General features: G+C 68.9%; 27 protein-coding genes. 18 read left to right on the top strand and 9 right to left on the bottom strand.

Annotation, left to right across the window (positions count from 1 at the left end; translation table 11 throughout):
• Window positions 1-78: 78 nt before the first annotated feature.
• The 9 genes from F6B43_RS12640 to F6B43_RS12600 all read left to right on the top strand — a co-directional run bounded on the left by F6B43_RS12640 (window position 79) and on the right by F6B43_RS12600 (window position 9196).
• Complete coding sequence (locus tag F6B43_RS12640; RefSeq protein WP_150449270.1) at window positions 79-762, top strand: GntR family transcriptional regulator; 684 nt, start codon at window positions 79-81, stop codon at window positions 760-762.
• Window positions 759-2285 (top strand): MmgE/PrpD family protein, encoded by a 1527-nt coding sequence (locus F6B43_RS12635; RefSeq protein ID WP_150449269.1) that lies wholly within the window; start codon window positions 759-761, stop codon window positions 2283-2285. Before F6B43_RS12640 ends, F6B43_RS12635 begins: the two co-directional genes overlap by 4 nt.
• Window positions 2286-2412: 127 nt before the next feature.
• Complete coding sequence (gene prpB / locus F6B43_RS12630; protein WP_150449268.1) at window positions 2413-3312, top strand: methylisocitrate lyase; 900 nt, start codon at window positions 2413-2415, stop codon at window positions 3310-3312.
• Between the two features lie 10 nt (window positions 3313-3322).
• Window positions 3323-4507 carry a bifunctional 2-methylcitrate synthase/citrate synthase gene (locus F6B43_RS12625; protein ID WP_150449267.1) on the top strand — a complete coding sequence of 395 codons (1185 nt, stop codon included), beginning with the start codon at window positions 3323-3325 and terminating at the stop codon, window positions 4505-4507.
• Window positions 4508-4509: 2 nt separating this feature from the next.
• Window positions 4510-5688 carry a thiolase family protein gene (locus tag F6B43_RS12620; RefSeq protein WP_150449266.1) on the top strand — a complete coding sequence of 393 codons (1179 nt, stop codon included), beginning with the start codon at window positions 4510-4512 and terminating at the stop codon, window positions 5686-5688.
• A 102-nt stretch (window positions 5689-5790) separates the two neighbouring features.
• Entirely contained in the window at window positions 5791-6123 is a 333-nt protein-coding gene (locus F6B43_RS12615) for a YciI family protein (protein ID WP_150449265.1), read from the top strand.
• Between the two features lie 112 nt (window positions 6124-6235).
• A complete protein-coding gene (locus tag F6B43_RS12610; protein ID WP_150449264.1) occupies window positions 6236-7396 on the top strand; it encodes an acyl-CoA dehydrogenase family protein in 1161 nt (386 codons plus the stop codon).
• The gene (gene mmsB, locus F6B43_RS12605; protein WP_150449263.1) at window positions 7393-8301 is read left to right on the top strand and encodes a 3-hydroxyisobutyrate dehydrogenase; all 909 of its coding nucleotides are present in this window, start codon (window positions 7393-7395) and stop codon (window positions 8299-8301) included. Before F6B43_RS12610 ends, mmsB begins: the two co-directional genes overlap by 4 nt.
• Window positions 8302-8419: 118 nt before the next feature.
• Window positions 8420-9196, top strand: a complete 777-nt coding sequence (locus F6B43_RS12600; RefSeq protein WP_150449262.1) for an enoyl-CoA hydratase — start codon at window positions 8420-8422, stop codon at window positions 9194-9196.
• 107 nt (window positions 9197-9303) lie between these two features.
• Here F6B43_RS12600 and F6B43_RS12595 read toward each other — a convergent pair whose 3' ends face one another.
• Window positions 9304-9840, bottom strand: a complete 537-nt coding sequence (locus F6B43_RS12595; protein ID WP_150449261.1) for a MarR family winged helix-turn-helix transcriptional regulator — start codon at window positions 9838-9840, stop codon at window positions 9304-9306.
• Window positions 9841-10025: 185 nt separating this feature from the next.
• Between F6B43_RS12595 and F6B43_RS12590 the strand changes: the two genes are divergently transcribed.
• The 3 genes from F6B43_RS12590 (at window position 10026) to F6B43_RS12580 (ending at window position 13603) form a co-directional block, all read left to right on the top strand.
• Window positions 10026-10802 carry an electron transfer flavoprotein subunit beta/FixA family protein gene (locus F6B43_RS12590; protein ID WP_150449260.1) on the top strand — a complete coding sequence of 259 codons (777 nt, stop codon included), beginning with the start codon at window positions 10026-10028 and terminating at the stop codon, window positions 10800-10802.
• A gap of 10 nt (window positions 10803-10812) precedes the next feature.
• On the top strand, window positions 10813-11781 hold the full coding sequence (locus F6B43_RS12585) for an electron transfer flavoprotein subunit alpha/FixB family protein (RefSeq protein ID WP_150449259.1): 969 nt from the start codon (window positions 10813-10815) through the stop codon (window positions 11779-11781).
• A gap of 295 nt (window positions 11782-12076) precedes the next feature.
• Window positions 12077-13603 carry a cytochrome b/b6 domain-containing protein gene (locus F6B43_RS12580; protein ID WP_343030093.1) on the top strand — a complete coding sequence of 509 codons (1527 nt, stop codon included), beginning with the start codon at window positions 12077-12079 and terminating at the stop codon, window positions 13601-13603.
• 40 nt (window positions 13604-13643) lie between these two features.
• Here the strand turns inward: F6B43_RS12580 and F6B43_RS12575 are convergent, their stop codons facing one another.
• Window positions 13644-14396, bottom strand: a complete 753-nt coding sequence (locus F6B43_RS12575; RefSeq protein ID WP_170285656.1) for an SDR family NAD(P)-dependent oxidoreductase — start codon at window positions 14394-14396, stop codon at window positions 13644-13646.
• Window positions 14397-14601: 205 nt separating this feature from the next.
• Here F6B43_RS12575 and F6B43_RS12570 point away from each other — a divergent pair, with 205 nt between their 5' ends.
• From F6B43_RS12570 to F6B43_RS12550, 5 genes are read left to right on the top strand one after another with little or no spacing between them, the layout of a single operon-like run.
• Window positions 14602-15489 carry a branched-chain amino acid ABC transporter permease gene (locus tag F6B43_RS12570; RefSeq protein ID WP_150449256.1) on the top strand — a complete coding sequence of 296 codons (888 nt, stop codon included), beginning with the start codon at window positions 14602-14604 and terminating at the stop codon, window positions 15487-15489.
• A 31-nt stretch (window positions 15490-15520) separates the two neighbouring features.
• A complete protein-coding gene (locus F6B43_RS12565) occupies window positions 15521-16447 on the top strand; it encodes a branched-chain amino acid ABC transporter permease (RefSeq protein WP_170285655.1) in 927 nt (308 codons plus the stop codon).
• Entirely contained in the window at window positions 16444-17298 is an 855-nt protein-coding gene (locus F6B43_RS12560; protein ID WP_150449254.1) for an ABC transporter ATP-binding protein, read from the top strand. The genes F6B43_RS12565 and F6B43_RS12560 overlap by 4 nt, the downstream gene beginning before the upstream one ends.
• Window positions 17228-17947, top strand: a complete 720-nt coding sequence (locus F6B43_RS12555; RefSeq protein WP_246159931.1) for an ABC transporter ATP-binding protein — start codon at window positions 17228-17230, stop codon at window positions 17945-17947. The genes F6B43_RS12560 and F6B43_RS12555 overlap by 71 nt, the downstream gene beginning before the upstream one ends.
• 21 nt (window positions 17948-17968) lie before the next feature.
• Window positions 17969-18856: an SDR family NAD(P)-dependent oxidoreductase gene (locus tag F6B43_RS12550; protein ID WP_150449253.1), complete on the top strand. Its 888-nt coding sequence runs from the start codon at window positions 17969-17971 to the stop codon at window positions 18854-18856.
• A gap of 16 nt (window positions 18857-18872) precedes the next feature.
• On the opposite strand, the gene F6B43_RS12545 is transcribed toward F6B43_RS12550, so the two are convergent.
• From F6B43_RS12545 to F6B43_RS12520, 6 genes are read right to left on the bottom strand one after another with little or no spacing between them, the layout of a single operon-like run.
• A complete protein-coding gene (locus tag F6B43_RS12545; RefSeq protein WP_170285654.1) occupies window positions 18873-19391 on the bottom strand; it encodes a nuclear transport factor 2 family protein in 519 nt (172 codons plus the stop codon).
• A 17-nt stretch (window positions 19392-19408) separates the two neighbouring features.
• The gene (locus tag F6B43_RS12540) at window positions 19409-20293 is read right to left on the bottom strand and encodes an LLM class F420-dependent oxidoreductase (protein ID WP_150449251.1); all 885 of its coding nucleotides are present in this window, start codon (window positions 20291-20293) and stop codon (window positions 19409-19411) included.
• On the bottom strand, window positions 20290-21873 hold the full coding sequence (locus F6B43_RS12535) for a class I adenylate-forming enzyme family protein (RefSeq protein ID WP_170285653.1): 1584 nt from the start codon (window positions 21871-21873) through the stop codon (window positions 20290-20292). Before F6B43_RS12535 ends, F6B43_RS12540 begins: the two co-directional genes overlap by 4 nt.
• Window positions 21870-22841 carry an amidohydrolase family protein gene (locus tag F6B43_RS12530; RefSeq protein ID WP_150449249.1) on the bottom strand — a complete coding sequence of 324 codons (972 nt, stop codon included), beginning with the start codon at window positions 22839-22841 and terminating at the stop codon, window positions 21870-21872. Before F6B43_RS12530 ends, F6B43_RS12535 begins: the two co-directional genes overlap by 4 nt.
• Window positions 22842-22843: 2 nt before the next feature.
• Window positions 22844-24028, bottom strand: a complete 1185-nt coding sequence (locus F6B43_RS12525) for a thiolase family protein (protein WP_150449248.1) — start codon at window positions 24026-24028, stop codon at window positions 22844-22846.
• 25 nt (window positions 24029-24053) lie between these two features.
• Window positions 24054-24854, bottom strand: a complete 801-nt coding sequence (locus F6B43_RS12520) for an SDR family NAD(P)-dependent oxidoreductase (protein WP_150449247.1) — start codon at window positions 24852-24854, stop codon at window positions 24054-24056.
• Window positions 24855-25070: 216 nt separating this feature from the next.
• On the opposite strand from F6B43_RS12520, the gene F6B43_RS12515 reads away from it, so the two are divergent.
• Window positions 25071-26039: a nuclear transport factor 2 family protein gene (locus F6B43_RS12515; protein WP_150449246.1), complete on the top strand. Its 969-nt coding sequence runs from the start codon at window positions 25071-25073 to the stop codon at window positions 26037-26039.
• Between the two features lie 19 nt (window positions 26040-26058).
• Here the strand turns inward: F6B43_RS12515 and F6B43_RS12510 are convergent, their stop codons facing one another.
• Window positions 26059-26529, bottom strand: a complete 471-nt coding sequence (locus F6B43_RS12510; protein WP_170285652.1) for a nuclear transport factor 2 family protein — start codon at window positions 26527-26529, stop codon at window positions 26059-26061.

Below are 26529 nucleotides of genomic sequence, written 5' to 3'. Positions count from 1 at the left end.
ACGCTCTGAGGGAATTAGCGCTCACTATTGGCGATTCGGCCGGTCTGTGTATACATTGGATCGGTGCGAGGAGGCGAGATGCGAGCGAGCGACCGTGCCTACGCGACCCTCCTGGAAGAGATCCAGTCCGGTGATCTCGCCCCGGGCGCCGTGCTCGGCGAAGTCGAGCAGGCGTCGCGTCTCGGCGTGAGCCGAACCCCGCTGCGCGAGGCGCTCGGCCGCCTGGCCGCCGACGGGCTCGTCGCCCAGCAGTCCGCGCGCGTCACGGTGGTGACCGACGTCGACGCGGGCGACATCCGCGAACTGTTCGAAGTGCGGCGTGCGCTCGAAGAGACCGCCGCCCGCCTCGCCGCAGAACGGGGGGACGCGGCGACCTTCGCTGCGCTCGCCGACGCCTTCGCCCACGCGCGGCTCGACGGGCCCGCGGGCCTCGACGCGTACTACGCGCTCATCGCGCGCTTCGACGTCGAGCTCGACGCCGCGGTCGCCAACGACTATCTCACCTCGGCGCTGCGCGGCATCCGCACCCACCTCGTGCGGGTGCGCAGGCTCGCTCGCGACAACCCCGACCGGCTCGCGGCATCCGTCGCCGAGCACGGCCTCATCGCCCGGGCGATCGCCGCGGGGGACCCCGATCTGGCCGCGCACGCCACGCACGTGCATCTGCACAACGCTCTGGAGAGCATCCTGTCGTCCGTCGACACATCGGCGGGCGCATCGGACAGGAACTCGACAGCATCGATCACCGAAGGAGCACCATGACCGTCTCACACCACGTCCGCGTCTACCGCAGCGACGAACCCCTTGCCCGCCAAGACCAGCTCGCGTACAAGATCGCCGAGGTCGCCGCAGACCCCGTGGCGGTGGAGCCCGACGTCGTCGAGATGATCGTGAACCGGGTGATCGACAACGCGGCGGTGGCCGCAGCATCCCTCACCCGCCGGCCCGTGAGCGCCGCACGGCAGCAGGCGCTCGACCACGCCGTGTCGATCAGCGGAAAGGGCGCGACGATCTTCGGCTGCGCGCTCGAGCGGCACACGAGCCCCGAGTGGGCCGCGTGGGCGAACGGCGTCGCCGTGCGCGAGCTCGACTACCACGACACGTTCCTCGCCGCCGAGTACTCGCATCCGGGCGACAACATCCCGCCGATCGTGGCGGTCGCCCAGCACGTCGGCGCCGACGGCGCCGCGCTCGTGCGCGGCATCGCGACGGGCTACGAGATCCAGATCGACCTCGTGCGCGCCATCAGCCTGCACAAGCACAAGATCGACCACGTCGCCCACCTCGGGCCGTCGGCCGCGGCCGGCATCGGCACGCTCCTGGGGTTGGATGCCGACACGATCTACCAGGCCGTCGGTCAGGCCCTGCACACCACGACGGCCACGCGCCAGTCGCGCAAGGGCGAGATCTCGTCGTGGAAGGCGCACGCCCCGGCCTTCGCGGGCAAGATGGCGGTCGAGGCCGTCGACCGCGCGATGCGCGGCGAGACGAGCCCGTCGCCGATCTACGAGGGTGAAGACGGCGTGATCGCCTGGATGCTCGACGGAAAAGGCGCGTCGTACGACGTGCCGCTGCCCGCCCCCGGCGAGGCCAAGCGCGCGATCCTCGATTCGTACACGAAGGAGCACTCGGCCGAGTACCAGGCGCAGGCCTGGATCGACCTGGCGCGCAAGCTCGGCTCGGAGCGGCCCGAGCTGCGCGACCCGGCGAACGTCGAGGCGATCGTGCTGCACACGAGCCACCACACGCACTACGTGATCGGCTCGGGCGCGGGGGATCCGCAGAAGTACGACCCGACGGCATCCCGCGAGACGCTCGATCACTCGATCCCGTACATCTTCACCGTCGCGCTGCAGGACGGCGCGTGGCACCACGTGGATTCGTACGCGCCCGAGCGCGCGGGGCGCGAAGACACCGTGGCCCTATGGCACAAGGTCACCACCGCCGAGGACGAGGAGTGGACGCGCCGCTACCACTCGGAGGATCCGAACGAGAAGGCGTTCGGCGGCCGGGTCGAGATCCGGCTGACCGACGGCTCGGTCATCGAGGACGAGATCGCCGTCGCGGACGCCCACCCGCTGGGCGCGCGGCCGTTCGCCCGCGAGGACTACATCCGCAAGTTCCGGATCCTCGCCGAGCCCGTGCTCACCCCCGAAGAGATCGAGCGATTCCTCGACCTCGCCCAGCGCCTGCCCGAGCTCACGCCCGAAGAGGTCGCCCAGCTGACGATCGTGGCCAAGCCCGGGGTCCTGGCGGGCGCTCCCGCGCCGAAGGGGCTGTTCTGATGCGCGGGGTCAGCACCCGCGCGTGCACAACGCAGGACCGATCGCGTGCCAACGGCGTATTCGGCAGGGTTCGGAGGGATTTCGCCGCATTGATCCTGCGTTGTGCACCGGTGACGAGGGATTCCTGATGCTCTACGCGCAGACGCCCGCCGCGGAGAAGCGGCGACTGTTCCGCGAGCGGCTCGCCAGCGGGGAGCTGCTGCGCTTTCCGGGCGCGTTCAACCCTCTCAGCGCCCGCCTCATCGAACAGAAGGGGTTCGACGGCGTCTACATCTCGGGCGCCGTGCTCAGCGCCGACCTCGGCCTGCCCGACATCGGCCTCACGACCCTCACCGAGGTCGCCGGCCGGGGCCAGCAGATCGCGCGGATGACCGAGCTGCCCGCGATCATCGACGCCGACACCGGCTTCGGCGAGCCGATGAACGTCGCCCGCACGATCCAGACCCTCGAGGACGCGGGCCTGGCCGGCACCCACATCGAGGATCAGATCAACCCCAAGCGGTGCGGGCACCTCGACGGCAAGGCCGTCGTCGACGAGACCACGGCGATCAAGCGCATCCGCGCCGCCGCGGACGCGCGTCGCGACCCGAACTTCCTGATCATGGCTCGCACCGACATTCGCGCCGTCGACGGGCTCGACGCGGCGATCGACCGGGCGAAGGCTCTGGTGGATGCCGGAGCCGACGCGATCTTCCCCGAGGCGATGCGCGACCTCGGCGAGTTCGAGGCCATGCGGTCGGCGCTGGAGGTGCCGATCCTGGCGAACATGACCGAGTTCGGCAAGAGCGAGCTGTTCTCGTCCGATCAGCTGCGCGATGCGGGCGTGAACATCGTCATCTGGCCCGTCTCCCTGCTGCGGATCGCGATGGGTGCGGCGGGCCGTGCGCTGGATACCCTGAACGACGAGGGGCACCTGACCTCGAAGCTCGGGGAGATGCAGCACCGCGCCGACCTCTACGAACTCATCGACTACGAGGGCTACAACCACTTCGACACGAGCGTCTTCAACTTCGAGATCCAGCGATAGGAGCACGTCAATGACCGACGTAGAGATCAAAAAAGGCCTGGCCGGCGTCACCGTCGACTACACCGCCGTGAGCAAGGTCAACCCCGATACGAATTCGCTGCTCTACCGCGGCTACCCGGTGCAGGAGCTCGCGGCGACGCAGCCGTTCGAGGCCGTCGCGTACCTGCTCTGGCACGGTGAGCTCCCGGATGCTGCGCAGCTGGCCGAATTCGAGGCATCCGAGCGCGCGCAGCGCGCCCTCGATGAGAACGTGAAGATCACGATCGACCTGCTGCCGCTGGATGCGCACCCGATGGATGTCGTCCGCACCGCGGTCTCGGTGATCGGCGCGTCCGACCCCGAGGCGTACGACAGCTCGCGCGAGTCGGATCTGCGCAAGAGCGCGCGGCTGTTCGCGAAGCTCCCCGCGATCGTCGCGTACGACCAGCGTCGCCGCCGCGGCCAGGAGCTCATCGATCCGCGCGACGACCTCGACTACTCGTCGAACTTCCTCTACATGACGTTCGGCGACCTCCCCGACGAGGTCGTGCGTCGGGCGTTCAACGTGTCGATGATCCTGTACGCCGAGCACTCCTTCAACGCCTCGACGTTCACCGCGCGTGTGATCACGAGCACGATGTCCGACCTGTACTCGGCAGTGGTCGGCGCGATCGGCGCGCTCAAGGGGCCGCTGCACGGCGGGGCGAACGAGGCCGTGATGCACATCTTCGACGACATCGGATCTGCCGACAACGTCGGGCCGTGGCTGGATGCCGCGCTCGCCGAGAAGCGCAAGATCATGGGCTTCGGGCATCGCGTGTACAAGAAGGGCGACTCGCGGGTCCCCACGATGAAGGCCGCCCTCGACACCCTGGTCGAGCACTATTCCGCGGACGGACCGGATGCGGGCGACCTCGCCGCGCTGTACGACGCGCTCGAGGCCGAGTTCGTCTCGCGCAAGGGCATCTATCCGAACCTCGACTATCCGTCTGGCCCGGCTTACCACCTGATGGGTTTCGACACCCTCACGTTCACGCCGCTGTTCGTGGCCGCGCGCGTCACGGGGTGGACGGCGCACATCATCGAGCAGGCCGCATCCAACGCGCTGATCCGCCCGCTGTCGGCCTACAACGGTCCCGAGGAACGACACATCGCCGGGTATGTCGCCGACCCCGCGGTCGACACGACGGCGCGCGCGGAAGAGGCGGCGGACTGATCATGAGCGCCACCGCCGTCATCGTCGACGTCGTCCGCACGCCCTCGGGTCGTGGAAAGCCCGGGGGAGCGCTGTCGGGCGTGCACCCCGTGGATCTCGCCGCGGGCGTCCTCACCGCCGTCCTCGAGCGCAACGGGCTCGAGTCGCGCCAGATCGACGATGTCATCATGGGCTGCGTCAGCCAGATCGGCGACCAGTCGCTGAACATCGGGCGCCAGGCGGTGCTCGCTGCGGGTTTCGACGAGTCGGTGCCGGCCACCACGATCGACCGCCAGTGCGGTTCGAGCCAGCAGGCGGCCCACTTCGCTGCGCAGGGCATCATGGCCGGCGCCTACGACATCGTGATCGCGGCCGGGGTCGAGTCGATGAGCCGTGTGCCGCTCGGATCGAGCGCCCACGGCGGGTCGGTCTCGCGCGGAGTCGCGGCGCGCTACCCGGAGGGGCTGGTCAACCAGGGGGTCTCCGCCGAGCTGATCGCTGCCCGATGGGGCTTCTCGCGCGAGGAGCTCGATGCGTTCTCCGCCGAGTCACACCGCCGGGCCGCCGAGGCGTGGGCCGCCGAGCGGTTCGGCTCGCAGCTGCTCGTGGTCGAGACCGATGCCGGCGCGGTGTCGGTCGACGAGACGGTGCGCGCGGGCACGACGGTCGACAAGCTCGCGGGGCTGCCGGCCTCGTTCCGCACCGATGAGCTCGCCGCGCGCTTCCCCGAGATCGAGTGGAACATCACGCCGGGCAACTCCTCTCCGCTCACCGACGCGGCCTCGGCGGCGCTCATCATGAGCGAGGAGAAGGCGATCGAACTCGGCCTCACACCCCGGGCGCGGTTCCACGCGTTCTCGGTCGTCGGCGATGACCCGATCATGATGCTGACGGGGCCGATCCCGGCCACGCGGCGCATCCTCGAACGGTCGGGCCTGAGCATCCACGATCTCGACGCGTACGAAGTGAACGAGGCGTTCGCTCCCGTGCCGCTCGCGTGGCAGCGCGAGCTGGACGCCGACCCGCAGAAGCTCAACCAGTGGGGCGGCGCGATCGCACTCGGGCACGCCGTCGGCGCATCCGGCACACGGCTTCTCGGGACGCTTCTGGCGACCCTCGAGGCGACCGGCGGACGATACGGGCTGCAGACGATGTGCGAGGGCGGCGGGCTCGCGAACGCGACGATCATCGAGCGCCTCTGACCTGCGGAGATTCTTTTCGAGGGAATCGTCGATCTGACCCGAGCGCGTGCGACGCCCTCAGTGAACCGGGCGATTCCCGCCCGGACCTGAAAGGATCACGCCATGAAGTACATGATGTTCGTCGTCACCTCCCTCGAGCCGGATGCCGAGCTCGACGAGTCCGATGTCGACCTGTGGGTCGATCCGCTCGACGCGGCCGGCAAGCGCGTGATCGGCGAGGTGCTGGAACCGGCTTCGGCGTCCACCGTCGTCAAGGTCCGTGGCGGGAAGGTGCTCACCACCCGCGGCCCGTTCGTCGAGACGAGCGAGGTGATCGTGGGATTCGACATCCTCGAGGTGGACGACCTCGACGAGGCGATCGAGATCGCGTCGCGGCATCCGATGGCCCGCAACGGTCAGATCGAGCTGCGGCCGTTCATGGTCTGGGACGACTGACCCTCGCGCTGCCTCGTCCGTCCGAGCGTGCTCGGTCGGGCGGGGAGCGATGAGGATCGCCCGAATAGTAGGAAGTCCTTGTATCATGTAGGGAGACCTATGAGGAGGACCGATGACGATCCTGACCGACAGCCCCACGACCGCCGAAGAGCGCGCCGCCATCCTCGACGCCGTCCGCGACTTCGCGCGGCACGAACTGGCCCCGCACGCGCTCGAGTGGGACGAGAACAAGCACTTCCCCCGCGACGTCCTGCACCGCGCCGGTGAGCTCGGGCTCGGCGGGATCTGCATCCGTGAGGACGTCGGCGGCTCGGCGCTCTCCCGCGAGGACGCGGTGGCGGTCGTCGAGGAGCTCGCCCATGGCGACCCCGCGATCGCCGCGTTCATCACGATCCACAACATGGTGGCGTGGATGCTCGACACCTACGGCACCGAAGCGCAGCGCCACGAATGGCTGCCGCGGCTCACGGCCATGAGCGACTTCGGCAGCTACTGCCTCACCGAGCCGGGAGCGGGATCGGACGCCGCCGCCCTGACGACGAGCGCGATCGCCGACGGCGACGACTATGTGCTGACGGGCGTCAAGCAGTTCATCTCGGGTGCGGGTGAGGCATCCGTGTATGTCGTGATGGCGCGCACCGGTGAAGCCGGGGCACGCGGGATCACGGCGTTCCTGGTGCCCGGCGACGCGCCGGGCCTGTCGTTCGGCGCGAACGAGAAGAAGATGGGCTGGAACGCTCAGCCGACGCGGCAGGTGATCCTCGACGGAGTGCGGGTGCCGGCATCCGCGGTGCTCGGATCCGTCGGTGGCGGCTTCAAGATCGCGATGTCGGCCCTCAACGGCGGTCGTGTGAACATCGCCGCCTGCTCGCTGGGGGGCGCGCAATGGGCGCTCGATCGCGCGGTGCAGTACGTGCACGAGCGGTTCACGTTCGGTGAGCCGCTGGCCGAGCGCCAGAGCGTCGTGTTCACCCTCGCCGACATGGCGACCGAGCTGCGCGCCGCACGTGCGCTCGTGCGCGATGCCGCGATCGCCATGGACGAGCACCACGACGATGTTGCGCTGCAGTGCGCGATGGCCAAGCGCTTCGCCACGGACGTCGGGTTCCGGGTCGCGAACGACGCCCTGCAGCTGCACGGCGGGTACGGATACCTGCACGACTACGGCATCGAGAAGGTCGTTCGCGACCTGCGTGTGCACCAGATCCTCGAGGGGACGAACGAGATCATGCGCGTCATCATCGGACGCGAGCTGATGGGCGGCGCACGATGAGGGTCGCATTCCTCGGCCTCGGGCACATGGGCCTGCCGATGGCGCGCAACCTCGCGGGCGCGGGGTTCGACGTCATCGGCTTCGACGTCTTCCCCGCCGCGGTCGAGGCCGCGCGCGCCGCGGGCTTGCCCGTCGCATCGAGCGGGACGGATGCGGCGACCGCCGCCGACCTCGTCATCACGATGTTCCAGACCGGCGCCCAGGTGCTGGACGCCTATCGGGGCGGCGACGGAGTCCCCGGTCTGCGGGAGGTCGCCGCATCCGATGCGCTCTTCATCGACTGCTCCACGATCTCGGTCGACGATGCGCGCGCCGCGCACGCACTCGCCGAGGAGGCGGGGCATCGCAGTCTCGACGCACCCGTGTCGGGCGGAGTGGTCGGCGCCGAGAACGCGACGCTCGCCTTCATGGTGGGCGGCTCCGCCACCGTCTTCGACGCGGCGCGCCCCCTGTTCGAGGCGATGGGTGCCCGCATCGTGCACTGCGGCGGCGCGGGGCTCGGGCAGGCGGCGAAGGTGTGCAACAACATGATCCTCGCCGTGTCGCAGATCGCGGTCGCCGAGGCATTCGTGCTGGGCGAACGACTCGGGCTGACCCACCAGGCGCTGTTCGACGTCGCTTCGAATGCATCGGGGCAGTGCTGGGCGCTCACGACGAACTGCCCGGTGCCGGGGCCGGTGCCGACGAGCCCCGCTAATCGCGACTATCAGCCCGGCTTCGCCGGCGCCCTCATGAACAAAGACCTGGGGCTGGCCGCGCACGCGCTGGATGCGACGGGCGTCGACGCCCGGATGGGTCGCCTCGCGCGCGAGATCTACCGGGAGTTCGCCGAAGGCCCCGGCGCCGGGCAGGACTTCTCCGGGATCATCCACACCGTCCGCGCGCACAGCGCCGATCCCGCCTGATCCCGCTGCCTGACGACAGGAGAACCAGCGAGAACAGGACGATTCAGCCGATATCGTCCTGTTCAGGCGTGTTCTCCTGTGCCCATGCGGGCATCCTCACCGACGAAAGCAGGAACGAATGACCGAGTACGAGACGATCCTGGTCGAGACCCGCGGACGGGTCGGGTGGATCACCCTCCATCGTCCTGAAGCACTCAACGCGCTGAACACGCAGCTCATGCACGATGTCGTGGATGCTGCGACCGGGTTCGACGCCGACCGGGGGATCGGGGCGATCGTCGTCACCGGATCGGAGCGGGCATTCGCTGCGGGCGCCGACATCAAAGAGATGGAGGCCAAATCGGGCCTCGACATGATCATGGGCGATCACTTCGGCGAGTGGTCGCGGTTCGCCGCGATCCGGACGCCCGTGGTCGCCGCGGTGGCGGGGTACGCGCTCGGTGGAGGCTGCGAGCTCGCGATGATGTGCGACATCATCATCGCCGCCGACACGGCGAAGTTCGGGCAGCCCGAGATCAACCTCGGGGTGATCCCGGGCCTCGGCGGATCGCAGCGCCTGCTGCGCGCGATCGGCTACTACAAGGCTGCAGACCTCGTGCTGACCGGACGGATGATGGATGCTGTCGAGGCCGAGCGCTCGGGACTCGTGTCGCGCGTCGTACCGGCCGCCGATCTGCTCGCCGAGGCGGGGAAGATCGCCGATACGATCGCGTCCAAGTCGCTGCCGTCGGTGTTCGCCGCCAAAGCGGCGCTGGATGCCGCGATGGAGACGACGCTCGCCGAGGGCCTGCGGTTCGAGCGGCAGGCGTTCGCCGCGCTCTTCTCGACGCACGACCAGAAGGAGGGGATGGCGGCCTTCCGTGAGAAGCGGAGCCCCGACTTCACCAACAGCTGACGCGCGTTTCGTCTCGCTTCGCTCGCTCAACGGCCGGGGTGCGCGTGTCGTCTACCGTGAGGCGGTCGTTGAGCGAGGAGCGCAGCGACGAGACGAAATACGCTCGCTCACAGCGGATCGGGCAGCGGTCGCGGGTCGGCGAAGTCCCCGGCGGCCTTGCGGAGGCGGGCGATGATCCGCACGAGCTCGTCGGTGTCGGCGCGGTCGAGCCCCGGCTCGACGAAGACATCCGCGTTGAGCGTCTCGGTCGCTCGTTCGACGAGCTCTCTGCCCTCTTGCGTGAGCACGAGCATGGCGGCTCGTCCGTCATCCGGATGGGGCTCGCGGGCGATCAGGCCGTCGCGCACGAGCCGGTCGACGGTGTTCGTGACGCTCGTGGGGTGCACCTGGAGGCGCGCGATGGCGCTGGCCATCGGCATCCGTCCCTCTCGCGTGAAGGCGAGGAGGCGCAGCATCTCGTACCGCGCGAACGACAGCGCGAAGGGTTTGAGGGTCGACTCGATGCGACCGAGGAGCAGCTGCTGTGCGCGGATGATCGAGGTGACGGCCGTCATGCCGGTGGCGGCATCCGTCCATCCGTGCGCCACCCACTGGCGCTTCGCCTCGGCGATCGGGTCGACGGGGAGCGGTGCGCGCGGTGCCATGGGCGACTCCCTTCGTTGTCGCCCCACGTTACTCAGCGCGTGCTCCACATGACGAATGGGGTCCACGATGAGCCCGCAATGTATACACAGCGTGGCCGGAACGCAATGATTCGTGCGGATTGCGGAGCGAATGGGTACATAGTGACGCGGCCGGATAGACTCGCCGAAGGCGTGAGGAGATGTCGATGAAGATCATCGTGCTGGTCAAAGAGGTCCCCGACACGTACGGGGATCGCAAGCTGAATCTCGCGACGGGTTTGGCCGATCGCGGTGCGGGCGACGTGGTGCTGGACGAGATCGGCGAGCGGTCGCTGGAGGTCGCGCTCAGCCACGCCGACAAGAACCCCGGTACCGAGGTGGTCGTGGTGTCGATGGCTCCGGAGTCGGCGGCCGCGACCGTGCGGAAGGGCCTTGCGATGGGTGCGGGTTCGGCCGTGCAGGTCGTGGATGAGGCTCTGCACGGCGCCGATCTGGGGTTGACCGCAGAGGTCCTGGCAGCCGCGATCAAACGGACCGGCTTCGACCTGGTGATCACCGGCAACCTGTCGACCGACGGAGTGGGCGGCGTGATCCCTGCGATGATCGCGGAGCTGCTGGACGTGCCGCAGCTGACCGCGCTGTCATCGGTGCAGATCTCGGCGGATTCCGTCTCGGGCACGCGGATCGCGGATGCGGCGACGCTCACGGTATCGGCGCCGCTGCCCGCGCTGATCTCGGTGACCGAAGCTCTGCCGGACGCGCGGTTCCCGAACTTCAAGGGCATCATGGCGGCGAAGAAGAAGCCGTTCGAGACGCTGTCGCTCGCTGACCTGGGCGTTGTGGCCGAGGATCCCGCCGCGGCGCGGTCGATCATGACCGCGATCAGCGAGAAGCCGCCGCGCGCGGCGGGCGTGAAGATCACCGACGAGGGGGATGCCGGCGAGAAGGTCGCCGAGTTCCTCATCGCGAACAGGCTGGCGTGAGGGGCATCCGATGACTGATTTCGCAGAAGATTCGATCCTCGTCCTCGTCGAGGTGACCGCGTCGGGCACGATCGCGAAGTCCGCGGCGGCGCTGCTGGGTGCGGCGTCGCTCGTGGGCACACCGGTCGCGCTCGTGGTCGGCGACGAGAAGCTCGCGGCGGATGCCGGTGCCCTCGGCGCGGCGACGGTGCTGGTCGCCGCGCCCGGCGACGGACTGACGGTTCCCGTGGTCGATGCGCTCGTCGCGGCGGCCGACCTCGTACGGCCCGATGCGGTGCTGATCTCCAACTCGATCGAGGGGCGCGATGTCGCCGGCCGCTTCGCGGCGCGGACGCGTTCGGCGCTGTGCGTGGACGCGGTGGGCGTGGCCCGCGACGCCGAAGGCGTCCTCGCGCAGCACTCCGTCTACGGCGGCGCATACACGGTGACCTCGTCCTCGACGTTCGGTGCCCCGGTGATCACCGTGCGCCAGGGTGCGGTCGAGGCCCGCGCCGAGGCGGTCGCGTCTCCGGTCGTGCAGGCGCTGAAGGTGACGGCATCCGGCAAGAAGGCAGCATCCGTCGATTCCGTCGAGGAAGCGGTCGTGGCGTCCTCGCGTCCGGAGCTGCGCGGATCGGGGAAGGTCGTGTCGGGTGGCCGCGGGCTCGGCTCGAAGGAGCAGTTCGTGCTCGTCGAGCAGCTCGCCGACGTGCTGGGCGCCGCTGTGGGCGCGTCACGCGCGGCCGTGGATGCCGGCTACGTGCCGTACTCGGCGCAGGTCGGGCAGACCGGTGTCTCGGTGTCGCCGCAGCTGTATGTGGCTCTCGGCATCTCCGGCGCGATCCAGCACAAGGCCGGCATGCAGACCGCCAAGACGATCGTCGCGATCAACAAGGACGCGGATGCTCCGATCTTCGACATCGCCGACTTCGGCGTCGTCGGCGACGTGTTCACCGTCGTGCCGCAGCTGATCGCCGCGCTCGAGGCGAAGAAGGCGTAGCCGGATGGCGACCTTCGGAACCACCGTGCGCCGGGGCCTGCCACGCCGCCCCGGCGGCGACCCCTGGCCGCCCGCGGGGGAGTCGGCCGCCGTAGCAGTCGAGGGGCCGGTTGTGGTCGCTTCCGAGGCTGCGTTGCGGCAGGAAGTGGCACCTGAGCCGGACGTACCCACCATTGAGGGGCCGGTTGTGGTCGCTTCCGAGGCTGCGTTGCGGCGGGAAGTGGCACCTGAGCCGGACGTACCCATCATTGAGGGGCCGGTTGTGGTCGCTTCAGAGGCTATGTTGCGGCAGGAAGTGGCACCTGAGCCGGCGCAGGCCCCGGTCGCCGCGCCCGTGATGAGGTCGGTGCGCCGGGGGCTGCCGCGTGTGCCCGGCGGGGAACCCTGGCCTCCGGCATCCGTCGCTCCCGCCGTGGCCGCTCGAGGGCCAGCTGCCGCCGCTTCCGAGGCCGAGTTCCGGCGGGAAGTGGCCCCCGAAGCGCCCACGCCTGCGCTCGCGCCGCCGGCGCCGCCGGTGCCGGCGACGGCACCGGCCGCGAGCGCTGCAGGCGCGGGGTCGGGTCGGGCCCTGCGACGTGGGCTGCCCCGCGTCGAGGGCGGCGAGCCCTGGCCCCCGGCCGGGTTCGCGCCCGTCGCCGCACCGATCGCGGAGTCCGCGCCGGCCGAAGAGCCGGAGACGACGGCCGTCGAAACGCCGGTAGCGACCACGGCCGTCGAAACGCCGGTAGCGACCACGGCCGTCCAGCTGTCGCGGACGGCCGAACCGCCCGTTCCTCCCGGCATTTCGACGGGGTCCGTCGTCGCGACGACCGGCCCGCGCCCGCCCCTGCCGTTCACTCTGACGGTGTGGCCGGGTAAGGCGGCGGCATCCAAGCCTGCGGCGCTCGCAGAGCCGAAAGACGACAGCATCCGGTCGCTGGCGAAGCGCCCGCCGTGGCCGATCGCGATCGCGGGGGTGTTCGGCGTGCTGGCGCTGCTGATCCTCGCGGCGTCGGCGGTGCTGTTCGTCCGCTGGTTCCTGAGCCTGACCTTCATGCAGGACTTCCTCGTTACCTACCCCGGCGAGTCGCACCTGCCCGAGGGGGCGCCGGTCGGCATCCCCGGCTGGCTGGCATGGCAGCACTTCTTCAACACGTTCTTCATGGTGCTGATCATCCGCACCGGCCTGCAGGTGCGCAACGACAAACGGCCGAGTGCGTTCTGGACGCCGAAGTGGTCGAAGAACGGGCGCGGCAAGATCAGCCTGTCGTTGTGGTTCCACCAGTCGCTCGACGTGCTGTGGCTCACGAACGGTGTCATCTTCGTCGTGCTGCTGTTCGCGACGGGGCAGTGGATGCGGGTGGTCCCGACATCCTGGGACGTCATCCCGAACGCGATCTCGGCCGCGCTGCAGTACGTGTCGCTGGACTGGCCGACCGAGAACGGCTGGGTCAACTACAACAGCCTGCAGGTGCTCGCCTACTTCGTCACGATCTTCATCGCCGCTCCGCTCGCGGCGATCACCGGGGTGCGGATGTCGGGACTCTGGCCGAAGAACGCCGAGAAGCTCAACAAGGCCTACCCGATCGAATGGGCCCGCGCGGTCCACTTCCCGGTGATGCTCTATTTCGTGGCGTTCATCATCGTCCACGTCGCCCTCGTTTTCGCGACGGGTGCGCTCCGCAACCTCAACCACATGTACGGGGGGCAGGACGCGATCAACTGGACCGGGTTCTGGATCTTCGTGGGTTCGCTGGTGCTCATCGTCGCCGCGTGGATCGCCGCACGCCCCCTCGTGCTCGCGCCCATCGCCCGACTCTCCGGCAAGGTCAGCCAGCGCTGAGCCGGGGAGGCGCTCGCGGGCGTTCCTCGCTCGCGGGCGTTCAGATCGAACGGTGCATGCCGCCGTCGACGCTGAACGTGTCACCGGTGATGTAAGCGGCCGGGCCCGAGACGAGGAAGGCGACGAGCGCCGCCGCCTCGTCCGCCGTTCCCAGGCGGCCCGCGGGGATCCACTGGCGGATGAATGCGTCCTTCGCCTCTCCGTCGGGGAGGGCGCGGCGCACCTGTTCGCTCTCGACGCGCCCGGGGGCGACGCAGTTGACGGTGACACCGTCGGGTGCGACCGTTCTGGCGAGCGCCTTGGACCAGAGGATGCACGCGGCCACGGCAGCCTGCGCCGCCGAGACCACCGAGGGCTCGAGCAGCCCCACGAAGTTCACGATGCGCCCCTGGTCGCTTGCCCGGATCATGGGCAGGACAGCCTCGGCCAGTCGCCGCTTGGCGTGGAAGTTCAGCTCGAACTGGCGGAGCCAGATCTCGTCCGTGAGCGCTTCGCCCGGTCGCTCCGCCGCTCCGGCGGCGTTGACGAGGATGTCGAGCCGGCCGTGCCTCTCGCGTACGGCTTCGCCGATGCGGGCGGCGGAGCGCGGGTCCGTGACATCCAGATCGAGCACCAACGGGGATGCCCCGGCGACGCCCTCGATGTCGGTGGCCGCGTCGCGCAGCGCCTCGGGGCGCCGCGCGACGAGCACGACGTCTGCGCCCTCCGCCGCCAGCATCCTGCTTGCGGCGCGACCGATCCCCCCGCTCGCGCCGGTGACGACGGCGACTCGGCCGGCAAGCTGAAGGTCCACGGCGTCTCCTCGTTTCGGCTGATCGGAGCCTAGGAGGCGCCGAGTGCGTTCGTCAAGCAAGCGCTTGACGAACTCACTGTCCTGAAAGGTTGACAGCCCGGCATCGGGGTGACGTACACTGGGCAAGCTGACACTGAAGTCAAGCGAGCGCTTGATTCAGAATCTGCTCACCCGAGTCGATCTCGCGCCCCGAAAGAGAGCATCCGTGCAACTCCTGATTCAGCAGCTGATGAACGGCATTGCGCTCGGATCCATCTACGCGATCTTCGCAATCGGGTTCTCGCTCATCATGGCGCGGATGGGCATCCTGAACGTCGCCCACGGCACCTTCGCGACATGGGGGGCGCTCTCGTCGTACTGGCTCGTCGCCCAGCTGGGCTGGAACTTCTGGATCGCCCTCGTCGCGGGCGTGCTCTTCGCCGGAGTTCTCGGAGTCGCCGCAGACGTTCTGGCTTTCGAGCCGCTGCGCAAGCGCAAGGCGGGAACGTTCGCGCCGATCATCGCGAGCATCGGCATCTGGATCGTGCTGCTCGCGGTCGCCGAGGCATTCGCGGGGCCGTCGGCGACGAGCTATCCTGCGGGGTCGGTCGCCACCGCCGCGATCCGCATCGGCGACTTCGTCATCCTCCCCACGCAGCTGTACAGCGTGGTCGCTCTCATCGTCGTCGTGACAGGTGTTCACCTCCTCCTCACGAAGACCCGCTTCGGGTCGGCGGTGCGGGCGGTCTCTGCCGACACGCGCTCGGCCACGATCGTGGGCGTGAACGCGCGCAGCACGCTCATCGTGGTCGCCTTCCTCGCGGCGGCGATCGCGGGACTCGCCGGGGTGCTCGCTGCCCTCGCCGACAACAACGTCTCGTTCAACCTCGGCGAAGCACTCCTGCTCAAGGGCTTCGCCGCCGTCGTGGTCGGCGGCTGGGGCGACATCCGCGGCGCAGCGATCGCGGGACTCGCGATCGGAGTCCTCGAAGTGATGAGCGCGCAGTACATCTCGTCCGGTTTCCGCGACGCGATCACGTTCGGTGTGCTGCTGCTCGTCCTGGTCGTCTGGCCGCGCGGCATCTTCCGAGAACGACAGTTCGTCCGAGCCTGAGAACGATCGAGCCCGACATGGAGACCCCCTCGTGAGTACCGCAGCCTGGCTGACCACTCTGCAGTTCGCCGGCGTCAGCTCTCTGTTCGCCCTCTCGATCTACGCATCGCTCTGGACGGGGGTGTTGAGCCTCGCCCCGGTGTTCTTCGGTGCGTTCAGCGCGTTCACGTTCGCGTACATCGTCGGCTCTCTCGGGATCCCGCCGGTGCTCGCCTTCGTCGTGTGCATCGTGGTGGGCGCCGTCATCGGCGTCGTGACCGCGGCCCTGCTCATCCGGCTTGAGAGCCACTACCTGGCGATGGCGACGATCGCGATGGTGCTGATCGGCCGCGTGCTGATCCTCAACCTTCCCGACTTCACCGGCGGGGCCACCGGCACCCGGGTATCGGGCGATCTCGGAACGTGGCTCTGGCTCATCGGCTCGATCGTCGTCGCCGGCTACATCATGGCCAGGCTCGGCGGGTCTCGGTTCGGGCTGGCGGCCGACGCCGTGCGGGAAGACCCGGCGGTGGCTGAGACCCTCGGCATCTCGCCTCGCCGCATCCAGTTCATCGGGATGATCCTGTCGGGCGCATTCGGGGGCGCCGCCGGCGTGCTGCAGGCGAGCTTCCTCCAGTACATCGGGCCCGATACCTTCTACACGCACCTCGGCTTCGTCAGCCTCGCGGCTGTCGTGCTCGGCGGAGCGTTCTACTGGCTCGGTCCGATCGTCGGGGCGATCGTCTTCACGATCCTCCCCGAGCTGCTCCGCGGCCCGATGGGCGAGTACGACCGTGTCGTCACCGGGGTACTGCTCGTCGTGATCATCATCTACATGCCTCGTGGGCTCGTGGACATGCGCCGCATGAGGCTGATGCGTGCGCGGTGGGACAAGCGCCGAGCCGCGCGGCGAGGGACGGATCCGGACGACACCGTCGACACTCCATACGAGGGCGCGAAGGCGGGTGCGGCGTCATGAGCGACCAGAAGCAGACGACACAACCGGATGCGGGCGAGCTCGCCGTCGAGATCGTGGCGTTGACGAAGGAGTTCGGCGGGCTGAAGGCCGTCGACGATGTCACCATCACGGTGCCCCGTCAGCGGGTTCACGGCATCCTCGGTCCGAACGGCGCCGGCAAGACGACGGTCCTCAACATGGTCAGCGGATTCATCCGTGCCGACTCCGGCTCGATCACGCTGTTCGGTGAAGACGTCACGCGGATGCAGCCCTTCCACATCGCGCGTCGCGGAGTGGCCCGCACCTACCAGAACATCCGCCTGTTCCCCGGGATGACGGTCATCGAGACGGTCATCGCGGGCGCCTACATGCAGCGCTCGTCGACGATCGCGGGCGCGATCCTGCTGAGCCCTACCGAGCGACGGGAGCGCAAGCAGGTACGTGCGCGCGCCGCCGAGCTGCTGGACATGGTCGGGTGCCGCGCTCCGCACTCGTCGCTCGCCGAAACCCTTTCGTACGGCGATCAGCGTCGCGTGGAGATCGCGCGCGCCCTCGCGACCGATCCCCGGATCCTGCTCCTCGACGAGCCGACCGCGGGCATGAACGACGTCGAGTCCGAACAGATCGGTCAGCTGCTCGTGCAGCTCAAGGATCTCGGGCTCACGCTCATCCTGATCGAGCACAACATGCGCCTCGTCGAGGAGTTCTGCGAGACGGTGTCGGTGATGAATTCGGGTGCAGTACTCGCCGAAGGCGCCCCCACGTGGTGCCTCGAGCAGGATGATGTGAAGGAGGCCTACTTTGGCAAACGATCCGATGCTGCGCGTATCGCGACTCTCCGCCGGGTACGGCGCGATATCAGCGGTCCGTGATGTCGATCTGGAGGTCCGTCAGGGCACCCTGGTCGCCCTGATCGGCTCGAACGGCGCAGGCAAGACCACGACCCTGAACACGATCGCGGGGCTTCACAAGCCCTCGAGCGGTTCGGTGACGGTCGACGGACGCGAGATCACCGGCTGGGCCGCCCACCGTGTGGTTCGGTCGGGCGTGGCCCTCGTGGCCGAAGGGCGACGAGTGGCGCCACCTCTCACGGTGCTCGAGAACCTCGAACTCTCGGCGTACAGCGGTCGCGGATCGCGCACGGAGCGGCGCGACGAACTCGCGCGCGTCTTCGAGCTGTTCCCCCGTCTCGCCGACCGCAGGAACCAGTACGCCGCCTCATTGAGCGGTGGCGAGCAGCAGATGCTCGCCTTCGGCCGCGCACTCATGACCATGCCCCAGGTGCTGCTCCTCGACGAGCCGTCGATGGGCCTCGCGCCCTCCATCGTGGACATCCTGTTCGAGAACATCGAGACCCTCCACCGCGCCGGCGCCACGATCCTGCTCGTCGAGCAGAATGCCGAACTCGCGCTGGAGGTCAGCGACGAGGTCTACGTGATCCAGCGGGGCCGGATCGTCTCGCACGGAACCGCAGAAGAGGTCCGAGGGAGCGCCGAAGTCATGTCGGCGCTCTTCGGCTGATCCCCCGAGGAGCTGGAATCAATGACCGAGATCGATCTGAACGGACGAGTCGCGATCGTCACGGGTGCCGCCCGCGGCCTCGGCCGTGAGCATGCGCTGGCCCTCGCCTCGCGTGGTGCCACCGTCGTCGTCAACGACCGCGACGCGGCGGACGCGGTCGTCGAAGAGATCCGCGCCGCGGGTGGCGTGGCGACAGCCGACGCGAACGACATCAGCACCCTCGAGGGTGCCACCCGAATCGTCGAGCTCGCCACCTCGACCTACGGGCGCCTCGACATCCTCGTCAACAACGCGGGCATCCTCCGCGACCGCTCGTTCTCGAAGCTCAGCGAAGAGGAATGGACGTCGGTGCTCGCCGTGCATCTCGGGGGCACGATCTGGATGAGCAAGGCCGCGTGGCCCGTGATGGTCGAGCAGGGCTACGGACGCATCGTCAATACGACCTCCGCGGCCGGGATCTTCGGCAACTTCGGTCAGGTGAACTACGGTGCGGCGAAGGCCGCGATCTGGGGGGCGACGAAGACGCTCGCGATCGAGGGGGCGCGGCACGGCATCAACGTCAACGCGATCGAGCCGGGCGCCCGCACGCGCATGACCGAGAACCTGCTGGGCGAGTACGCCGACCGCCTCGACCCGAGCCTCGTCTCGCCCGTCGTGGTGTGGCTGAGCGCCGAGGCGTGCACGACGACGGGCGAGGTGTTCAACGTCGGCGGCGGTCGGGTCGCCCGGGTCGTCATCGCCCAGACGCCCGGCTACTTCTCGCGTGACCTGAGCCCCGAGGGCGTGCGCGACCACTGGGACGAGCTGAACTCGCCCGACGAGGTGCAGGTGATGGTGTCGTTCCAGCAGGAGTTCGAGGTGCTCGCCGCGCTGCTGACCGATGGCGCCCCCGTGACCGCGGGGTCCTGAGCACGGGCCCGACCTCTCAGCCGGCCCGGCCCGCACCGTGGGCCGGGTCGTCTGCGCCGCGCGCACCGTTGGCGAAGACGTGCGGCGGATACGCCGCCGCGGCGCGGTCGTCGAGGAAGTCGAGGTCGTGCACGAACATCCGCTCGCTGATCGCCCAGTCGCCGTCGGTGCACGTGAACAGATCGAGGTAGCGACCGTGGAGGTGCTCGATCGTACGGCGGCCGTCGACCTCGACTTCGTGAAGGGCCATCACGTTCGACTCCACGCGCACGGTACGGGTATCGATCCAGTCGAAGGCCGACGGCCCGAGGACGTGCACGGTCGAGCGCGTCCGGTCGACGAGCCGGGCGAGGGCGTCCGCGAAGTGTCCGTCGACGCGGCCATCCCACGTGCCGTGATGATCGACACCGTCAGGGTGATAGGCGCTCACGGCCAGAGCCGCGTCCCCGCGGTCGACACCGCGGCAGTACGCGAGGAGCGCTCGACGGACAGCGTCCTCGGCGAGGAGCCGCTCGACGCTCGAGATCAGAGCCACGGCGAGTCCACCGGGCGTCAGAGCCCGACGATCTCGGCGTAGCGTCTCATGTCGCGTTCGTAGTGCTCGTCGCCGATGCGCGGCGAGACGACGACCTCATCGATGCCGAGCTTCTCGACGCTCTCGATGTAGGCGAGGTCGTCCTCCCAGTCCTTCTCGGTCTTGCCCTTGCTGCGTCGACCGACCTTGAGGGAGAGCTCCGACATCCGCCTCCCGGCCGCCTCCATCGCCGTGGCGAGCCGCTCGACGAAGATCTCGATGTCTTCGGTCGTGCGGCTGTAGCCGGCCCACCCGTCGCCGACCTCGACGATGCGGCGGAGCGATGCGTCGCTGTTGCCACCGACGATGATCGGCAGCCGGCTCTGCACAGGCTTGGGGAAGCAGTAGAGCGGGGGGAAATCGACGAACTCGCCGGAGAAGCTCGTGAGCTCCTCGGGCGACCACAGTGCGCGCATCGCGGCGAGGTACTCGTCCATGCGCGCTCCGCGCCGGCCGAAGGGCACATCGAGGGCGTCGTACTCCTCCACCGCCCATCCGACTCCGACGCCGAACTCGAAACGTCCGCCGCTCAGCTGGTCGATGCTCGCGACCTGCCGCGCCGTGATGATGGGATTGCGCTGAGGAACGACGAAGACGTACGTGCCGATCCGCAGCGTCGTCGTCGACGCCGCGATGCTCGAGGCCAGGACGAGCGGGTCGATGACCCCCAGCATCCGATGCACCTCCTGGGCGCCGCCCGACTCGTACGGGTACTGGGATTTGTACTCGGGGAAGAAGACGACGTGCTCGGGCAGCCAGACCGAGGCGAACCCGATCTCTTCGATCAGTCGAGCGGCGTCGTTCGACCACGAGCCGTCGCGCGGCCCTGCACCGGTGAAGAGCTCGCTGATGCCCAGTCTCATGCCTGTACCTTCTTCTCGGTGTTCTTCTGGCCGGCCTGATCGATGCGTCCTGCCAGCTGCTCCTTGAGCACGTGCTTCATGACCTTCATCCCCGCGTTGCGCGGGAGCTGCTCGACGATGAAGATGTGCACGGGCTTCTTGTAGCCGGCCAGCTGACCGCGCGTGAAGGCACGGATGTCGTCGAGGCTCACCGTGGATTCCGGCGCCATCACGAGGGCGCACGAGACCGCTTCGCCCCAGCGCTCGTCGGGAAGGCCGAAGACTGCCGCGTCGACGATCTCGTCCATGAGCAGCAGCACGCGTTCCACCTCGGCGGCGTAGACGTTCGCACCCCCACTGACGATGAGGTCTTGGGCGCGGCCCGTCAGGTAGTAGTAGTCCGCCTCGTCGCGATACCCGAGGTCGCCCGTGAAGTACTCGCCGTCGCGCAGGACCGCCGCGGTCTTCTCGGGAGCGTTGTGATACCCCGAGAACATCGTGTCGGCCGAGATGACGAGCTCGCCGATCTCGCCCGGGGCGAGGGTGCGGCCTTCGGCGTCCACGACCCGCATCGACGAGGTCGGAAGCGGGCGCCCGACCGACTCGAAGATGTGCTCCGGTCCTCCGTCGCGGTAGTCGGCGCGGTTGGTGATCGTGATGGGCCCCACGACCTCGGTCATTCCGTACGTCTCGACGAGCCGGTCGCCGATCACGCCGACGAGCTTCTCGGCGTACTCGGGAGGAAGGGGCCCGCCCGAGTGCAGAACCGACTGGAGCGTGTCGAGCACCTTCGGGTGCAGCCGGATGGCCTCGAGCAGGATCGGGATGAGGGGGGTCAGGCCCAGCGTGAACGTCGAGCCCCGCTCGACCATGTGCCTGCCCAGCTCATCGGGCGTCGCTCCGGGGATGAACGACACCGTGCCGCCCGTGTAGAAGTGCGGGAAGATGACGCCCCAGAGCCCCGAAACGAACGACCAGCCGCCCGGGAAGGCGACGTGGCCCTGCAGCGGCAGCCGATAGGCGAAGGGCACGAGCTTGATGCAGTTCACAACGGCCCGGTGGCTGACCAGGACGCCCTTGGGGAATCCGGTCGTACCGCTCGTGTAGCCGATGAGCGCGATGTCTTCCGGGTCGACGTCGATGGGGAGAGGGGCGGCGGATGCTGCGTCGAGCGCGCTGTTGAAAGACTCGGCGCCGGCCGGGGGCTCGTCCGCGATGGCGAGCCACGCGCGCAGCTGGGCGTGGGTGGAGAGGCCCGCCGCCACAGCGCTCGCCGTATCGGTATGGATGAGGGCCACGGCGCCGGAGTCCGACAGGACGTAGTCGACTTCAGCGGACGTGAGCCGATCGTTCACGTGGACCGTGGTGTAGCCACCGAGCGCGAGGCCGACGTACACCTCGAGCGATTCGACGCGGTTGCCCAGCAGGGCGGCGACGCGCGACCCGGCGGGGATTCCGCGGTCCTGAAGGGCGTGTACCAAGCGCCAGCCCCGCTCGATGACCTCTCCGAAGGTCTTCTGCCTGCCGCACGACTCGATCGCGATTCTGTCGTGGAAGCGCTGCCCGGCGTTGGCGAACAGCTGACCGAGGTTGTCGCTCATGCGAACTCCTTGAGATCGAACAGTCGAATGGCATTGTCTGAGAGGAAGAGTCCCATCTCCTCCTCCGAGAGCACAGCGGGAGTACCCGCGTAGGGGGCGGCGAGGTCGCGCACCATGTCGACCCATCGCTGCAACTCTGCGCCGTCCGGATCGTGCTTGGTCCCTCGGACGATGTCAGAGCCGAAGACGAGGCGATGCGCGCCGAGCTGGTCGCGCATCAGGGCGACACGGTGACGAAGCTCACCGTAATCGCGCTCTCCGACGCGCTGCCAGAGCGAGAGCTCGAGATATGCGTGCTGCCACCCGGTGGCGCAGTCCAGCGCTTCGGCCCACCATGCCTCGATCCCTGCGTGGGCGAAAGACACGCGGAGGGTCGGATGCTGTGCGAGCAGCGCCGCCACCTCGGCGGGGCGGGAGCGGATCACCTGCAACGGGTCTCCGCCCAGCGGACTGCAGTGGATCACCGCGGTGAGCTCGCGTTCGACGAGTTCACGGAACAGCCAGTCGTGAGCGGGATCGCGGAGGTCCCACCCCGCGGCGGGATAGAGCTTCACGCCGCGGCAGTGCGGGTGGGCGACCGACTGCTCGAAGAGCTCACGGGCATCGGGATGCCTCGGGTCGATCCCCGCGGCGAAGAACAGGCGTCCCTCGTGGGCGGTGCAGACCGCTTCGTAGCGCGCGTTGAGCGCGCCGATCGGGAGATGCTCGCCCGCCGGCGCGCCCACGATCGTCCAGTCGACGACCGGGACGAGGCCGGCCGCCACGCCGGCCCGATCGAAGGCGCTGATCGTGAGAGCGGCGTCGGGGTCGCTCTCACCGGTCGCAACGCGGGGGAGGATGTCGAGCGGATCGCGTTCGGGATACCGGCGGCCCGCGCCCTGCCTCGCCCACGCGAGGCGCAGCCCTTCCGGCAGCCACGTGACGTCCCAGAAATGCATATGGGCGTCGATGACGAGGTCCGCAGGCACCGTCAGCCCCTCCCGAGGATGTGCACGCTCGAGGCCGCGGTGAGCCAGTCCACGACTCCGCCTCCGATCTGCACCAGGGCGCGCTCGGCGGTCGGGAGCTGCAGTTCGCCGGCCTCGCCGCGGAGCTGGGCGACGACGTCGTGCACCTGCGCGAGGCCGCTCGCTCCGAGCGCGTGGCCTCGCCCGACGAGTCCGCCGGAGCGGTTGACGGGCATGCTCCCGGACGCTTCGGTGACGCCCTCCATCGCCCAGCGCTGCTCGTCGCCGGGCGCGCAGATGCCGACATCCGTCCATGCCATCAGCTCGTAGGCGACCGACGCGTCGTGCACTTCGGCGAAGTCCATGTCCTCCGGGCCGAGACCGGCCTGCTCGTAGGCGGCGAGGGCTGACCCCTCGACGGCGTTCGGGGCATCGGGCTTGTTCTTCGGCGGCCGGGTCGCCATGCGCGACGCGAGGATGCTCACCGACCGCGCGGACCGTACGACATCGGGCCGGCTCGTGACCACGACCGCGGCGGCGCCGTCGCTCACCGGTGAGCTCATCAGCACCGTCAGCGGATCGACGACCACGCGCGAGTTGAGAACGTCCTCCGGCGTCCCGCCGAAGCGGCGATGGGCGTACGGGTTGAGCCGGGCGGCCTGGAGCGAGCGGGATGCGACCCGGGCGAGCCCCTCCATCGTGACGCCGCGCTCCTCGAAGAGTGTGGATGCCAGCCGCGCCTGGCGATCGACGAACGGGCTCCGCTCCTGGCCGGCACCCTCCCCCGTGGCGAAGGCCTGTTCGACATCCATTCCCGCCGCGTACGCACTGAAGGTGCGCTGGCGATCCTCGTGATTCGCCTTCTCGACGCCCAGCGCGAGGACCGTGTCGTACATCCCCGACGCGACCGCCATCCAGGCGAGGTGCAGCGCGTTGCCGCCCGACGCGCACGCGTTCTCGACGTTGTGGATCGGGATGCCGCCGAGCCCGAGCGGATACACGGTGACTTCGCCCCTGATGCACTCCTGGCCGGTGATCAGTCCCGCCAGGGCGTTGGAGAAGAAGAGGGCCTGCACGTCGTCGACGCCGATCGCCGCATCCGCGAGGGCGGCATCGACGGCCACCTTCGCCATGTCCTTCATCGAGAGATCGAGGAACTTGCCGAAGGGGTGCATCCCGACACCGCTGATGACGACCTGACTGTTCACGCGTGCTCCTTCGTTTCGCCGTCCATCACCGAGGCGGAATCGGCCACGCGGCGCTCACTCCGCCGTCGACGATCAGGCTCTGGCCGGTGATGTAGCCGGCATCGTCGCTCGCGAGGAATGCGACGGCGGATGCGGCTTCTTCTGGTGTGCCTTCGCGCCCCATGGGCACCACCCGGGCGCGGGCGGCGGATCCGTCGGCGCCGAATTCGCGCCGCACGAGTGCAGAGTCGATGTTGCCGAGCACGACCGCATTCGATCGGACACCGCGCTCCGCATAGCGCACGGCGATGTGCCGCATGACGGCCAGCTGGGCGGCTTTGGTCGCCTCGTACGACAGCGAACGGCGACTGCTGAGGATGCCGGCGGTCGAGCCGACGAACACGAAGGCGCCGCTCCCCGCATCGAGCATGCCGGGGAGGGCCGCCTGCGCCGTGATCCAGTGCGACCTCACGTTGACGTCGTCGGCGAGGCCCCAGTCCTCGAGGGTCTGGACTTTGAGGGGCTCGCGCCCCGATATCCCGACGTTGCACACCACGATGTCGAGACGGCCGGCATGCGCGGCCGCCGCGGCGACCGCGTGGCGGCACGACGCGGGGTCTGCGGCATCCACCTGCACGGCCAGCCCCGGTCCGCTCAGGTGCTCGACGGTGGCGGCAGCGCGTTCGAGTACCTTGTCGCCGACGATGACCGTCGCGCCCTCTGCGCTGAGCCGCAGGGCGATCGCGCGGCCGTTTCCGATCGCGAGCGTCTCGCCCGCGCGAGCCGGTCCGTCACTGCCCCCGCCGAGCACGTACGCGACGCGGCCCGACAGCCGAGAGGACGTCATCGCGGGGCCTCCGCCGACTTCTCAGCGCGCGGCGCGCGGCGGCGGCGGGTCAACTTCATGTCTGTCCTTCATCGGCGACGTTGGCGGTGATCCGACTGTAGAGCAAGTGCTTGATCTACGCAATTGAGGCCTTGCCTTGGAATGCTCCATATGCGACATTCACTCTAAATCAAGCATTTGCTCTGCATTCATCGCCGCACGGAACGAGGATCACGGATGACCGAATCGGAGACGCTCCGAGTAGCACTCGGGTTCATGAGCGCACTCGATGCCAACGACGCCGAAGGAGTGCGCTCCTGGATGGCGCCTGGTGCGACCTGGTGGGTGGACACGGGTCTGGACCGGGCCAGCGGCGCGTTCGGGCTGGACCCGGGCGACGGGCGGCCGTGGCCGCTGCACGGCGAGATGGACGCGGGCGAGAAGTCGGACGGCCTCGCGGGCGTGCGCGACAGATTTCCCGGCGGCATCCGTCAGATCGTGCGGAGATCGTTCGCCGGGGGTGATGTGGCCGTCCTCGAAGTGGCGGGCGACGGCCTCTATCGAGGCGAGAAGCCCTACCGGAACCGGTACTGCTTCGTGATCACGGTCAGCGGCGATCGGGTCACCTCCGTACGTGAATATCTCGACACGAGGCATGCGGCAGATGTCTTCGAGGGGCGCCACCTCGATCGGCGCTCGTCGCTGCATCGTCAGCAGTTCCCCGACCTGCCCCTGAGCGCGGAGTCGCGAGGCGGCGACGCCGCACTCCGTCTTCTCGCGGCGATCGGGGCCGGCGACCAGCCGACTTTTCTGTCGCTCTTCACTCCCGACGCGACGTGGTGGGCCGATGGCGGACGAAGCCGCCGATGGTCGCATCCCGAAGCGCCTCCCGAGACCGCCCCCGACATCCTTCTCGTGGGGCGGGTGCGCGTTTCGGAGCGCGGCGCGCGGATCTCAGAACTCCAGGGAAGTTACGCGAAGGGATTGCGCATCGCGGCGCACCGGATCATCGAGGACGACCGCTTCGCGGAGTCGGGCCTCGTGTGCGTCGAAGCCGTCAGCGAGGGGGAGCGCGTCGCGAACGGCAGGATGTATCAGAACCGGTACGCGTTCGTGCTCACCGTCACAGCGGGGGGGCTCATCGACGAGGTCCGCGAGTACTGCGACACGCAGCACGCGTTCGACGTCTACGAACTCGATCTCTGAGCGGTCGTCCGGCGGCCGATCAGTCCACCTCGGCGCGCAGGTAGCGTTCGAAGCGCTCCGGAAGCTCTTCTGACGGAGTCGTGCGGGCGCCGGCGGTACGGACCTTTCGAGAGACGATGCGCCAGCGATCGCCGTCGTCGACGAGTTCGTCCTCGTAGCATCCCCAGAGGTGGAAGTGCATCTCGCCCGTGTCGTGGAATGCGTAGACGTACGACAGCGTCGATGCGCTCCCGGCCTCGAGCCGGGGGTAGGCGATCGTCGAGACGTGGTGGCTCGTCGCCTTATACCGTCCCGTCGCCGACACGAAGAGTGCGCGCAGATCGTCTCGACCCGAGATGATCCGGCCATTGCCGTAGTCGAACGTCGCGTCGTCGGTGAACAGATCTGCAAGCAGATCGATGTCGCGCCGGTCCACGCCGCGACTGTACGCGTGAAGCGTGTCGGCGATCTCCGCCCTCGACAGCAGCTCCTCCGCCGTGAGTCTGCCCAT

This window comes from Microbacterium rhizomatis, from assembly GCF_008710745.1.
Lineage (GTDB): Bacteria > Actinomycetota > Actinomycetes > Actinomycetales > Microbacteriaceae > Microbacterium > Microbacterium rhizomatis.
Note: the sequence above shows the minus strand (reverse complement) of the source record. Positions and strands in the feature narration are given on the sequence as shown.